Annotated in this window: 14 protein-coding genes; 7 read left to right on the top strand and 7 right to left on the bottom strand. The window is 69.0% G+C overall.

Translation table 11 applies throughout. The features are described from left to right. Positions 1 to 2: 2 nt before the first annotated feature. From FFS08_RS05545 to FFS08_RS05560, 4 genes are all read left to right on the top strand, one after another. Positions 3 to 1,169: an ABC transporter permease gene (locus FFS08_RS05545; RefSeq protein WP_137863707.1), complete on the top strand. Its 1,167-nt coding sequence runs from the start codon at positions 3 to 5 to the stop codon at positions 1,167 to 1,169. Continuing rightward, on the top strand, positions 1,166 to 2,272 hold the full coding sequence (locus tag FFS08_RS05550) for an ABC transporter permease (RefSeq protein ID WP_137863708.1): 1,107 nt from the start codon (positions 1,166 to 1,168) through the stop codon (positions 2,270 to 2,272). Before FFS08_RS05545 ends, FFS08_RS05550 begins: the two co-directional genes overlap by 4 nt. Positions 2,273 to 2,360: 88 nt before the next feature. Next, complete coding sequence (locus tag FFS08_RS05555; RefSeq protein ID WP_137863709.1) at positions 2,361 to 3,149, top strand: DUF4198 domain-containing protein; 789 nt, start codon at positions 2,361 to 2,363, stop codon at positions 3,147 to 3,149. Between the two features lie 184 nt (positions 3,150 to 3,333). Continuing rightward, a complete protein-coding gene (locus FFS08_RS05560; RefSeq protein WP_137863710.1) occupies positions 3,334 to 3,732 on the top strand; it encodes a septal ring lytic transglycosylase RlpA family protein in 399 nt (132 codons plus the stop codon). Here the strand turns inward: FFS08_RS05560 and FFS08_RS05565 are convergent. Continuing rightward, positions 3,729 to 4,577, bottom strand: coding sequence for an oxygenase MpaB family protein (locus FFS08_RS05565; protein ID WP_137863711.1), 849 nt, complete (start codon positions 4,575 to 4,577; stop codon positions 3,729 to 3,731). The genes FFS08_RS05560 and FFS08_RS05565 overlap by 4 nt on opposite strands. A gap of 98 nt (positions 4,578 to 4,675) precedes the next feature. On the opposite strand from FFS08_RS05565, the gene FFS08_RS05570 reads away from it, so the two are divergent. Together FFS08_RS05570 and ppc are read left to right on the top strand one after the other, a co-directional pair. Beyond that, on the top strand, positions 4,676 to 5,686 hold the full coding sequence (locus FFS08_RS05570) for a L,D-transpeptidase (RefSeq protein ID WP_249341175.1): 1,011 nt from the start codon (positions 4,676 to 4,678) through the stop codon (positions 5,684 to 5,686). A gap of 79 nt (positions 5,687 to 5,765) precedes the next feature. Beyond that, the gene (gene ppc, locus FFS08_RS05575) at positions 5,766 to 8,438 is read left to right on the top strand and encodes a phosphoenolpyruvate carboxylase (protein ID WP_137863712.1); all 2,673 of its coding nucleotides are present in this window, start codon (positions 5,766 to 5,768) and stop codon (positions 8,436 to 8,438) included. Between the two features lie 36 nt (positions 8,439 to 8,474). On the opposite strand, the gene FFS08_RS05580 is transcribed toward ppc, so the two are convergent. After that, positions 8,475 to 8,867: an acyl-CoA thioesterase gene (locus FFS08_RS05580; protein WP_137863713.1), complete on the bottom strand. Its 393-nt coding sequence runs from the start codon at positions 8,865 to 8,867 to the stop codon at positions 8,475 to 8,477. Positions 8,868 to 8,932: 65 nt separating this feature from the next. Between FFS08_RS05580 and FFS08_RS05585 the strand changes: the two genes are divergently transcribed. Further along, on the top strand, positions 8,933 to 9,136 hold the full coding sequence (locus FFS08_RS05585; RefSeq protein ID WP_137863714.1) for a hypothetical protein: 204 nt from the start codon (positions 8,933 to 8,935) through the stop codon (positions 9,134 to 9,136). 55 nt (positions 9,137 to 9,191) lie between these two features. Here the strand turns inward: FFS08_RS05585 and FFS08_RS05590 are convergent, their stop codons facing one another. The 5 genes from FFS08_RS05590 to FFS08_RS05610 all read right to left on the bottom strand — a co-directional run bounded on the left by FFS08_RS05590 (position 9,192) and on the right by FFS08_RS05610 (position 12,468). After that, positions 9,192 to 9,602: an MliC family protein gene (locus tag FFS08_RS05590; protein WP_137863715.1), complete on the bottom strand. Its 411-nt coding sequence runs from the start codon at positions 9,600 to 9,602 to the stop codon at positions 9,192 to 9,194. Positions 9,603 to 9,663: 61 nt separating this feature from the next. Continuing rightward, the gene (locus FFS08_RS05595) at positions 9,664 to 10,077 is read right to left on the bottom strand and encodes an ExbD/TolR family protein (RefSeq protein WP_137863716.1); all 414 of its coding nucleotides are present in this window, start codon (positions 10,075 to 10,077) and stop codon (positions 9,664 to 9,666) included. 99 nt (positions 10,078 to 10,176) lie between these two features. Beyond that, positions 10,177 to 10,770 carry a YdeI/OmpD-associated family protein gene (locus FFS08_RS05600; RefSeq protein ID WP_137863717.1) on the bottom strand — a complete coding sequence of 198 codons (594 nt, stop codon included), beginning with the start codon at positions 10,768 to 10,770 and terminating at the stop codon, positions 10,177 to 10,179. Positions 10,771 to 10,816: 46 nt separating this feature from the next. Next, positions 10,817 to 11,158 carry a DNA primase gene (locus FFS08_RS05605; protein WP_137863718.1) on the bottom strand — a complete coding sequence of 114 codons (342 nt, stop codon included), beginning with the start codon at positions 11,156 to 11,158 and terminating at the stop codon, positions 10,817 to 10,819. Positions 11,159 to 11,235: 77 nt separating this feature from the next. Continuing rightward, the gene (locus FFS08_RS05610) at positions 11,236 to 12,468 is read right to left on the bottom strand and encodes a multidrug effflux MFS transporter (RefSeq protein WP_137863719.1); all 1,233 of its coding nucleotides are present in this window, start codon (positions 12,466 to 12,468) and stop codon (positions 11,236 to 11,238) included. Positions 12,469 to 12,501 lie beyond the last annotated feature (33 nt).

Consider the following 12,501-nt stretch of genomic DNA (forward strand, 5'->3'; position numbering starts at 1 on the left):
GCATGGCGAGCGCCTTCGGCAGCGCGCTGCGGCGGGAGGTGCGGTTCCTGGCCACCAGTTTCTGGGATCTCGCGCTGGTGTCGTGGGTGCCGCTGCTGCTGATGGCAGTGGTGGCGATCCAGCTCTCCGCCGGCGTGATGCGCGGCTTGCCGATCGCAGTGGTCGACCAGGACGACAGCGCCGTCTCGCGCGAGCTGACGCGGCGGCTGGAGGCGGCGCCGGGCCTGCGTGTCGCGGCGCGGCCGGGGGACATGCGCGAAGCGGAGCGGCTGGTGCGATCGAACCGCGCCTATGCCGTGGTGCTCATCCCGGCGGACAGCGAGCGCGCGGTGCTGCGCGGCACCACCGCCAGCATCACCACTTTCTACAATGCCAGCTATTCGACGGCATCGGGCGCGGCGCTGCGCGAAGTGGGCTCAGTCGTGCAGAGCTATGCGGCGACGCTCGCCGCCACCCAGGCGGCCGCCGTGCTCGGGCCCGGCAAGGTCCGCCGTCCGCCGATCGCGGTGCAGAGCACCGTGCTCTTCAATCCGCAGGGCAGCTACGAGCTGCAGCTGGTCGCGCTGATCCATCCCGCGCTGCTCCACCTGATCTTCATGGTCGCGGTGGCGGGCGCGCTCGGCCGCGAACTGCGCGACGGGACGATCGGCGACTGGATCGGCGAGGAGCCCCGCCTGCGCGCCGCCGCCGCCGTGGCGGGGAAGCTCGCTCCCTATCTCGCGATCTTCACCGGCTGGGGGCTGCTGGCGATCGGCTATGCCGCCGGACTGCGCGGCTGGCCGGTCGCGGGGAGCGTGGCGATGCTGCTCGCCGGCTATGTCGCCATGTACCTCGCCTATGTCGGCGTGACCCTGCTGGTCGTCGGGCTGACGCTGACGATGGGCAAGGCGCTGTCGGTCGCCGGGCTCTATGCCGGCGCGTCCTTCGCCTTTGCCGGCGCGATCTTCCCGATCGAATCCGCATCGGGCTTCGCGCGGCTGTGGAGCGCGCTGCTGCCCTATTCGGCCTTTGCCAGGCTGCTGGCCGAGCAATGGATCATGGGGGCGCCGGCCGGCCAATCGCTATGGCAGATACTGGCGATGCTCGCCTTCCTGCTGGTCGGCGGCGGCATCGGGCTGCCGCGCTATCTGGCGGCGGCGCGGCGGCCGGAAAGCTGGGGCCGGAGATGATCGGCCGCGCCTTCCTCGCCACCTTCCGTGCGATCTTCGCCGACAGCTCGGCACTGATGCTGCTGATCGGATCCTGCATCCTCTACGCCTTCTTCTATCCTTCCGCCTATTCGGGCGAAGTGCCGGTACGGATGCCGGTGGCGGTGGTCGACATGGACCATAGCGGCACCAGCCGCGCGCTGACGAACCGCATCGGCGCGGTGCAGCAGGCGGAGCTGGTCTCGCGCCCGGCCTCGCCCGCCGCCGCACTGCGCCAGCTCCGGGAGGGGCGCGTGAGCGCCATCGCGGTGATCCCCGAAGGCTTCGAGCGGCGCATCCTTGCCGGCGGCCAGGGCATGGTCTCGCTCTATGGCAACGGCGCCTATCTCCTGCGCACCTCGACTGCGCTCGCCGGGGTCGGCGCGGCGCTGGGCGCGGCGGGGCGCGACGCCGCGCTCGACCAGGCGATGGCGCAGGGCGCGCCCGCCCCGCCACCGCTCGCGATGATCCAGCGCCCGCTGTTCAACACGCGCGAAGGCTATGGCAGCACGATCTTCCCCGGCGTCGCCTTTCTGATCATCCAGCAGACCCTGCTCATCGGCCTCGCCATGCTTGCCGCGACGATACGCGAGCAACAGGGGAAACAGGGCCTCGCGGTGCGCAGCCTGCTCGGCATCGCACTCGCCTTCTTCGTCATCGGCTGCGCCAACATCGCCTGGTTCACCGGCTTCGTCTTCTGGTTCCAGGACTATCCGCGCGCGCAGGCGGAACCGGCCGCGCTGCTCGTTTCCGCCGCACTCTTCGTGGCGGCGACGGTGGCGGGGGCGCTGGCGCTCGGCAGCTTCTTTCGCACGCGCGAGCGGCCGATCCAGCTCTGGATCGTGACCTCCGTCCCCATCTTCTTCCTGTCCGGCCTGTCATGGCCGACCGAGGCGACACCCGGCTGGCTGGCCCTCCTCGCGCGCCTGCTGCCGACGACGCCGGGCATCCGCCTGATGGTGGGCATCAACCAGATGGGCGCGACGCTGGGCGAGCAAGCGGCCGAGCTCGCCAATCTCGCGCTGCTGACGCTTGTCTATGGGGGGATCGCCGTCTGGCGCTACCGGATCCGCGAGACAGCGTGAGGCAAGAGCAACCTCGCGCCGATATCTGCTATTGAAAGTTAATCGCAAAAACTCTAGCGCGACGCGGCAATCTTCGAAGGGGACCGCCATGCGCTTCGTCACACGCATCCTGCTGGGAGCGCTCGGCGCGCTGGTGCTCGGCACCGCGGCCCAGGCGCACATGCCCTATCTGCTCCCCACATTGTTCGACGTGGGCAGGGGCGATCACGTCACCGTCACTTCGTCGTTCGGCGAGGATGCGTTCGTGCCGGAGATCGGCATGAAGGACGCGCCGTTCCATTTCATCCGGCCCGACGGCACGCGCGGCGAGGTCGGCAAGCCGACCTATCTGCGCGATCTTACCATCTTCGAGGCGGATCTCTCGGCCGAGGGCACCTATCGCCTCACCACCGGCCAGCGGCTCGGCCGCAAGGGCAAGATGTACCAGGCCGGCGGCAAGTGGATCATCGCCGGCGAGGAGGGCGCGCCGCCCGCCGGTGCGCACCCAGTCGACGTGCAGAGCACGACGCTTGCCGAAGCCTATGTGACGCGCGGCGCGGCCAGCACCGCGGCGCTGCGGCCGATCGGCACCGCGCTGGAGATCCAGCCGCTCACCCATCCGGCGGAGATCGCCGCGGGCAGCGACGCGAAGTTCCGGCTGCTGTTCGACGGCAAACCGCTTGCCGATGCCGAAGTCACGCTGTTCCGCGCCGCGGGCAATTACGACGGCAGGAAGATCGCCGCGCAGGCGCGATCGGACGCGCAGGGCAATTTCACGCTGCGCCCCGGCGACGCCGGCATCTATCTGATCCTGGTTCGCCACCGCACCGAGGCGCCGGCCGGATCGGAGACGCCCTATCGCAGCTACACCTACACGCTGGCCTTCGACGCGGCCTGAGTCGCATCCGCTCCGTCGATGACCGCCGGAATGGGACGGCGCAGCGGCGGCACGGCTCGTCGCCGCCCAACCACCATATGGCGCAGTATCGGCCCGCCGGTGTGGATTTGTTCAGCGATCGGCGGCAGGCCCGCCCCCGGGGCGACACGAGGGGGGTTCAATGGGGGCAAGGTCTGAGCGGGGGATGGCATTTGCCGTTGCGGCGTTGCTGCTTTCGCCCTGCGCGCTCTCCCATGCGAACGCCCCTGGCCTGGCGCCCGCCGCCGCGATCGCCACGGGCGAGGCCAGCTATTATGCCGACCGTTTCGCCGGCAGGCGCACCGCGAGCGGCGAAACCTATGACCCCAGCGACTTCACCGCCGCGCACCGAAGCCTGCCGTTCGGCACGCGCGTACGCGTCACCGACGCCGCAAGCGGGCGCAGCGTGGTCGTGCGGATCAACGACCGCGGCCCCTGGGACAAGAGCCGGCTGATCGACATTTCCCGCGCGGCCGCAAGCGAGATCGGCCTTGTCCGCCGGGGCCGGGGCACCGTTTCGCTCGCCCTGGCGGAAGAAGAAGAGGCCGACGCCGGCCAGGATTAACGGAATGCCCAGCGCAGCGTGCCGGCGATGCCCCGCGTGCCCATGCGCAGCGCCGGCGTCGCCAGCCCGGCGCCGGAAAGCCCGTGCATCGCCCGCGCCCAGCCGGGCAGCAGGTCCACCGCCGCGCCGAAGGTGAGTGCCTGGAAAGGCTTCACCGCCATGCTCGGCGCAGGCTGGTCGAGTACCATGCGCGCGACTTCGCGGGTGCGCGCGTCGACGGCCAGTTCGGGCCGCATCGCGGCGATCAGCGCATTCGCCTCGGCCCGGCTGCGCGGGATTGGATCGGTGCCCAGCGCCGCGGCGATGCGGGCGAAATCGGCGAAATAGCGGTCCTGGTCGGCCAGGCTCATGCCCGGCTCGGCATAGCGGATCCAGGCGTCGAGAAAGCTCACCGCCTCGGTCACGTGCACCCAGGCGAGCAGGCGCGGATCGTCGGCGGCATAGGGCGTGCCGTCGGGCAGCATGCCCTTCACGCGCGTGTGTACCTCGCGCACCTTGTCGATCGCCGCTTCGGCCTCTTCCGCCGAGCCATAGGTGGTCACCGCGATGAACCGCGCGGTGCGCCGCAGCCGCCCCAGCATGTCGCCGCGGAAGCTGGAATGGTCCCACACCCCCGCCAGCACCGCCGGATGCAGCATCTGGAGCAGCAGCGCCGTCACCCCGCCCACCATCATCGTGGTGACGTCGCCATGCACGCGCCACACCACCGATCGGGGGCCGAACAGGCTCTCCTCTGGCCTGCGCCGGACCGGCTTCTCGCCCCGCGCCTGATCGTTGAACACCGCGCGCACCTGGCCGATCAGCGCGCCGCGCAGCCTGTTCGCGATGCCATCGGCGGGACTCATGGGCCCAAGCTAGGGGCTGGCGGCTTTCCCGCAACCACCCATTTCCGCCGGGGCGCCGCGCTGATACGATGGCATGACGTCATCGCATGGGGTGATTCTTGCTCCGATCGAAGCGAATCAAGGCCTTGTCCCTCGCCATCGCCACCGGCCTGCTCGCCACGGCGGGCGCCGCCCAGATGCAGCCGATCGACGACGGCACCGTGATGGCGTCGGTCGAGCGGCTCCGGCCCGGCCAATATATCTGGGTGCCCGAGATCGCGCCGGCCGGCCCGATGCTGGTGGTGGTCAACATCGCCACCCAGCGCGTGGTTGCCTATCGCAACGGCGTGCCGATCGCAGTTTCCACCATATCGACCGGCAAGCCCGGCCATCGCACGCCCACCGGTGTCTTCACCATCCTGCAAAAGGCGAGATGGCACCGCTCGAGCAAATATTCGAACGCACCGATGCCGTTCATGCAGCGCCTCACCTGGTACGGGATCGCACTCCATGCCGGGAACCTGCCGGGTTATCCCGCCTCGCACGGCTGCATCCGCCTGCCGCACGAATTCGCCCGGCTGCTGTTCGAGCAGACCGATCTCGGCATGACCGTGATCGTCACCAACCAGGCCCCGGCGCTGCGCATCGGCGCCAATCCGGCGTCACCCGCGCTCTCCGCCGGCCCGGCCGTGTGGCGGCCCGAGCTTTCGCGCGCCGGCCCGGTCTCGATCGTGGTGAGCGGCGCGGACCGGCGGATGGTGGTGCTGCGCGGCGGCGTCGAGATCGGCTCGGCGCCGGTGGCGTTCGACGGCGTGATCGACCGGGTCCAGGCCTATGTGCTGCAGGACGTAGTCGCGGGCGACTATCGGTGGAAGCGGCTGGCGCTGCCTGGCGAGGGCCGTGCCGTCGCCAGCCTCCCCGTCCCCGATGCCGGACGTTTCCAGGGCAGTGACCCCTTTCGCCGCGCGCTCGCCGGCGTGGTGGGGCCCGGCACCACCCTGGTGGTGATTCCCGATTCGCTCGGGCTCGACAGCGACCTCGCCCCCGCATCCGCGGTGCCGGACGCGCTGATCGAGAATGATCCCGGCGTGGCCGGATGGCTGGAAGACGACCAGGTCACCACCCGCTGAACCGGAAAGCGAAACTAAACGCGCCCCCAAGCGCTTTCGCATTGACCTCGTAACATTTCGCAGTGCAGCAACGCGCCCCATGGCTAGCCTCGCGATCGCAAACAACGAGGATGTTCGCTTCCTCGGTCGGCTCCTCGGCAACGTGATCCGTGCCTATGGCGGCGAGGAACTGTTCAAGCGCATCGAATATATCCGCTCCACCTCGGTCGATCGCGCGCGCGGCGTTGCCGGCGCCGGGGCGGTGGACCGCGGGCTCGACCGGCTGACGCTGGACGAGACGCTCGATTTCACGCGCGGCTTCATGCTTTTCTCGATGCTCGCCAACCTGGCCGAGGATCGCCAGGGCGTGGAGGCCGAGAAGGATGCCGACATCGCCTCGGCGCTCGAGCGGCTGGCGGGCGAGGGCATCGGCCGCGACGCGGTGATGGCGCTGCTCGATCACGCGCTCGTCGTCCCGGTGCTCACCGCGCACCCCACCGAAGTGCGCCGCAAGTCGATGATCGACCACAAGAACCGGATCGCCGAGCTGATGCTGCTGCGCGACCGCGGGGTGGCCGAGACCGAGGATGGCGACAAGGTCGAGGAAGCGATCCTGCGCCAGATCGCGCTGCTCTGGCAGACCCGGGTGCTGCGCCGCGAGAAGCTGGGCGTCGCCGACGAAGTGGAGACGGCGCTCTCCTATCTACGCGACATCTTCCTGCCCGTCCTCCCCGCGCTCTATGCCCGCTGGGACCGGGCGCTGGGCGGCCGCGCACCATCCTTCCTGCGCCCCGGCAGCTGGATCGGCGGCGATCGCGACGGCAATCCGTTCGTGACTGCCGATTCGCTGCAATTCGCGCTCGCCCGCGCCGCCGAGGCGGTGCTCGGCTATTATCTCGACGCGGTCCATGCGCTGGGCGCCGAGCTTTCCATCTCGACCGAGCATGTCCAGGTGAGCGAGGCGCTGCTCAAGCTCGCCGAGGCCAGCCATGACGAAGCCAGGAGCCGCGCCGACGAGCCCTATCGCCGCGCGATCACCGGCATCTATGCCAGGCTCGCCGCCACCCACCAGAAGCTCACCGGCAAAGCCCCGCCGCGCCCTGCCGCGATTGCCGCCGAGCCCTATGCCAATCCGGGCGAGTTCCGCGAGGAACTGGTGACGATCGCCCATGCGCTGGCCGACGAGGGCGAAGGGCCGCTCGCCACCGGCGGCGCGCTCGGCCGGCTGATCCGCGCGGTCGAGACCTTCGGCTTCCACCTCGCCACACTCGACATGCGCCAGAACAGCGCGGTGCATGAGCGCGTGATCGCCGAGCTGCTCAAGGCAGGCGGCGTCGCCGAGGATTATGCCTCGCTGCCCGAGGACGAGCGCGTCGCGCTGCTCCGCAAGGAGCTGGCGAATGCGCGGCCGCTGACCAGCCCCTATGCCGAATATTCGGAGGAGACGGCGTCCGAACTCGCCATCGTCCACGCCGCGGCCCGGGCCCATGCACATTACGGCCGCCAGTGCATCACGCACTATATCGTGTCGATGGCCCAGTCGGTGTCCGACCTGCTCGAGGTCCACATCCTGCTCAAGGAAGCCGGGCTCTACCTTCCCGGGGACGAGCCGCAGGCGCACATCATGGCGATCCCGCTGTTCGAGACGATCAGCGATCTCGAAGGGGCGCCGGCGATCATGGATGCCTGGCTGGGCCTGCCCGAAGTCTCCGCGATCGCGGCGCGGCGCGGGCATCAGGAAGTGATGATCGGCTATTCCGATTCGAACAAGGACGGCGGCTATCTCACTTCGACCTGGCAGCTCTCGCGCGGATCGACGGCGCTGAAGCCGGTGTTCGAGAAAGCGGGCCTGGGCATGCAGCTGTTCCATGGCCGCGGCGGCGCGGTGGGGCGCGGCGGCGGATCGAGCTTCGCGGCGATCCTCGCCCAGCCCAAGGGCACGGTGCAGGGCCGTATCCGCGTGACCGAGCAGGGCGAGATCATCGCCGCGAAATACGGCACCCGCGAAAGCGCGCGCACCAATCTGGAAGCGATGGCCTCGGCCACGCTGCTCGCCAGCCTCGAGCCCGAGAAGCTGGGCAAGTCCGATGCGACACGCTTCGCCGCGGCGATGGACCAGCTCTCGGACAGCGCGTTCAAGGCCTATCGCGGGCTGGTCTACGAGACCCAGGGCTTCCGCAGCTTCTTCCGCCAGGCGACGCCGATCGCCGAGATTGCCGGCCTGAAGATCGGCTCCCGCCCGGCGAGCCGCAAACAGTCGGACGCGATCGAGGACCTGCGCGCCATTCCCTGGGTGTTCAGCTGGGCGCAGGCACGGATCATGCTGCCGGGCTGGTACGGCGTCGGCCAGGCGATGGAAGCGTTCGAGGACAAGGGCCTGCTACGCGAGATGGCGACGGCCTGGCCGCTCTTCGCCTCGACGCTGGCGAACATGGAGCAGGTGCTGGCCAAGTCCGACATGGAGATCGCCGCGCACTATGCTGCGCTGGTCGAGGACGAAGGCCTGCGCGACGCGATCTTCGGCCGGATCCGCGAGGGGTGGCAAAAGACGCATGACGGCCTGCTCCAGGCGACGCGCCAGACGCGGCTGCTGGAGAAACATGCCGGCCTGGAGACGTCGATCCGACTCCGCCTTCCCTATATCGAGCCGCTCAACCTGCTCCAGATCGAGCTGCTCAAGCGCCACCGTGCCGGCGAGGACGACCCCCGGATCGGCGAGGGCATCCTGCTCTCGATCAACGCGATCGCAACCGCGCTGCGCAACAGCGGATAATGCTTGATTCCTCCCCCAGACAAGCTGGGGGAGGAATCAAGAGAGAAACGGCGCCGCCACGTCCGTCGGCACGCGGATCAGCCTGCCCGAAGCCCGGTCGAGGATCGCCCAGGTCGTCTTCGCCTCGACTCGCACCTTTCCGTCCGCGCCGGTGAACTTCATGTACCGGTCGAAGCGGGCCCCGCGCGGCGGCTCGGGAACCCAGGTGAGCGCCGTCACCGTCTCGCCCTCGACCACATTGCCGCGATAATCGATCTCGTGCCGGGTCACGACCCAGATATAGGCTTGCGCGTGTTCGGGCGCGGCAACCGCATGCCAGTGCGCCACCGCCACGTCCTGGATCCACTTCACCCAGACCGCATTGTTGACATGGCCGAGCTCGTCAATGTCCCCGGGGCCGGCGGTGATGGTCGCGCTATAGGAAGCCATGCCGCCCTTCTAGCTTAACCAGTTTCGGAAGCGCAGCCTTCATCGCTTGCGGATATTCCGGCGCGATGATCCCGCGCCACCCCTCCCGGATCTTCCGCAGCCGCTGGGCCGCCCTGCTCTGGGCCGCGGGGGTAATCTTCACCGCCGTCACCTTCATCGGCTTCGGTGACAAGGAAAGCCACCAGGCCGCCGCCGTGATCGAGGACGCCACCGGCACGAACATCAGCAACAGCGACCTGGCGGTGCTGGCCAATTTCGCCGGCGGCTAGACCACGCGCCGAAGCGGATCGCGATACCATCTCCGGCAATGTGGCACGCGAGAGCTCAGTGGATCGCCGTGCAGGCAATCGGCGGCTGGCCCGGCGCTTCGAACGACATGTCGTCGCCCTTGCCCTGGAAGGTCGTCTGCCCGTCCGAATAACGGATGCCCGATGCCATGCGCTGCTGCTCGAGCGTGTGCACCCGGCCGGCGCGCGTGACGTCGACGGTGCCCTTGTCCGGATCGAAACGCGCGACAATGCCCACGCCGTCCATGCAGCGGAAGCGGACGGCCGGCCCGGCGCCGGTCGCGACAGACTTCGCCGTCTCGCCCGCGACCGGTGCCTTGTCGACCGGGGCGGGCGAGGCGTCGTCGGTGATGTTGGTCACTTCCGTCTGCGCGACATTGGTGTCGGCGACGGGCGGTTGGCTGGAGCAGGCGCCGAGCGCGAGCAGGGCGATCAGGGGCAGGCGCATCGGGAATTCCTCGTTCGTCCGTGGGCGTAACGAATAGCCCGACGCGCCCGTTCCGCCAGTATCAGTCTTCGAGCGGCCGATTGCCGACAAAGCCGAGCTTCGTGATCCCGGCCCGCTTCACCGTGGCGAGAATCCCGTCGAACCGTTCGTAGCGCGCCTCGGGATCGGTCTGCAGATGCAGGCTCGCCCCCGACTGGCGGAGCGCCGCCAGCCGCTCGGGCAGCGCCGCGTCGGGCAGCGCGGCGCCGTTCCAATGGAGTGCGCCCTGGCGGTCGATCGCCAGCACCGCGGGCGGCAGCGGATCGGGCGTCCCCCGTCCGGCAGGCAGATCGACCGGCAGCTTGTGCGAGGCGATCGGAATGGCGATGATGATCACGACGAGGAGCACCAGCATCACGTCGATCAGCGGCGTGATGTTGATCGCACCGATCGGGGCGGTATCCGGAATGCGGCGAGCACGGACGGCACGGATCATGGCACCTCTCCTCTTTATGATGATGTAACATCACATAGCCGGGGGACATTGGCAATATGGATGCCGCCGCTCCGCTTCAGGGAGAAGCGGGGAGCGCCTTCAGCAATTCTCGTATTTCCAGTTCCGCCGCTTTCCCTCGCGCATCCAGGCGACTGCCTCGGCCGCTCGCTTGGCCTTGGTTTCCGCCCGCTTCGCTTCGGCGATCCACTCGCAATATTCACGGCGGCAGCTGGGCGGGAAGGCGTTGAAGGCCGCCGCGGCCGCCTCGTCGCGGGCCAGCGCCTCGGCCAGTTCGGGCGGCACTTCCGCTTCGCCCTTGGGCGCGGCGCGCGGCCGGGCGGGCTTCGCCTCCGCCATCGCCGCCGCCGCCGCCTCGCGGATCAGGCGCTCGACTTCCGCGGCCTCGGGCAGATCGGCAAGCGACTCGATCCGGCCGAACTGGCCCATCGCCTCGCCTTCCTTGCCGGTTTCATTATCCTGCCGGTTCCAGAAGCCGAAGCTCGCATGCGCCTTGAACGCGGCCATGTTGGCAAAGGGTTTGCCGCCGAGCGTGAAGAAGGGATGCGACCATTTGATCGTCTCCTCCACTTCCGGCACCGCGGCGTGGAACCGCGCGCGAATCCATGACAGGATCGGCCGCGCGAACGCGGCACGGCTTTCGATATAGGCGTCTATCCGGGGATCGCTGGCCATGGGGCCGCATGTTCCGCCGCCCCCGCGCGCCCGTCAATAGCCAGGCTCAGGGCTCGAGCGCGTCCTCATCGGCATCGCTCAGGTCGCCATCCTCGTCATCGTCGAGATCGTCCGCGTCGAAATCGTCCTGAGCCTCGTCCTCCGAGATGGCCCGCGCCTTCTGGCCGGCGTCGTCATCCTCCTCGCCCGTCTCGTCGTCGGCCATGCGCAGATCGTCTTCGTCGCCATCGTCGTCGCCGAGATCGGGCGCGATGTCGGTCAGGACGTTGCCGTCGCTCGGGCCGTCGGTGGTCGCCTCAAGGATCTCGGCGCGCTGGCTTTCGTCATAGCCTTCCTCGTCGAACCCGTCGTCGCCCGGGCCGCGCCCCGGAACCTGATAGCCACCCATTGCCTGTCCTCGCGTTGCGCGCCCGCCACGGCGGCGGGCCTTCCCAAGTGCGAACGGCGATGATGCCCGAGCGTTCCCTAGCTGGGGCGGAACATGCGTCCGCGCTCGGTCACTGCGATTACCACGAAAGTGGTGAGGCCCATAAGCAGGAATCCGGCATAAAGCGGCACGGTGGTGCCGTCGAACGACTGGCCGATCGCGGCGCCGATCAGCGCCGAGCCGAGCGTAGTGACGAAGCCCTGCAGGCTTGACGCGGTGCCGGCGATCTCGCCCATCCGCTCCATCGCCATCGCCGAGAAGTTGGAAGTGGAAAGGCCCACACAGCCCATCATCAGCGCCTGGAGGAGCGTGAAGCTCCAGAGCGATTCGAACCCGGCCCAGGCCACCGCGAGGTGAATCGCGGCGAAGACGATCATTCCGGCGAGCGCCGTGTGCGAGATGCGGCGCATGCCCATCCGCATCACCAGCCGCGAGTTGAGGAACGAGCCCAGCGCCATGGTCGAGGCGACGCAGGGGAACACCACCGCCAGCAGCTCGGGCGCATGGAACACGTCCTCCATCACCTGCTGCACCGATCCGATGAAGCCGAACATGCCGCCCGACAGCAGCATGATGCCGATCGTATAGCCCACCGCCTGGCGATCGCGCAGCATCAGGCCGTAATCGGCAAGCACGCGCGCCGGGCTGAGCGACAGCCGTGCCTCCTGCGCCAGCGTCTCGGGCATGCGCAGCCAGAACCAGAGCACCACCAGGCACGCCAGCGCAGCAACGCCCCAGAAGATCAGCCGCCATGAACCGGCATAGAGAATCAGCTGCCCCAGGCTCGGCGCGACGATCGGCGCGGCCATGAAGACGATGAAGGCCAGGCTCATCACCCGCGCCATCGCCCGGCCGGCGAAACAGTCGCGTACCAATGCCACCGAGACGACGCGCGCCCCCGCCGCCGATGCGCCCATCGCCGCGCGGGCGATCAGCAGCAGCGTGAAGCTGCCCGAGAGCGCCGCCACGGCGCTGGTCACCACATAGGAGGTCAGCGCGATCGCCAGCACCGGCCGGCGACCGAACCGGTCGGACAGCGGGCCATAGGCGAGCTGGGCGAAGGCGAAACCGATCAGAAAGGCCGTGACGACATATTGGCGGTGATTGGGCGAGTCGACGCCCAGGCTCGCGCCGATCGCCGGCAGCGCGGGCAGCATCGAATCGATGCCGAGCGCGGTGAGCGCCATCATCGCGGCGACCAGGCTGACGAACTCGCCGAACGCGAGCGGCGCCTTGCCCTGCGCTTGCGTTGTGAGGTGCGGCTCTTCCATGCTGGCGCAAATGGCGCATCGTGCCGCGCGCGT

The sequence above is a fragment of the Sphingomonas sp. 1F27F7B genome, assembly GCF_005503355.1.
GTDB lineage: Bacteria > Pseudomonadota > Alphaproteobacteria > Sphingomonadales > Sphingomonadaceae > Sphingomonas.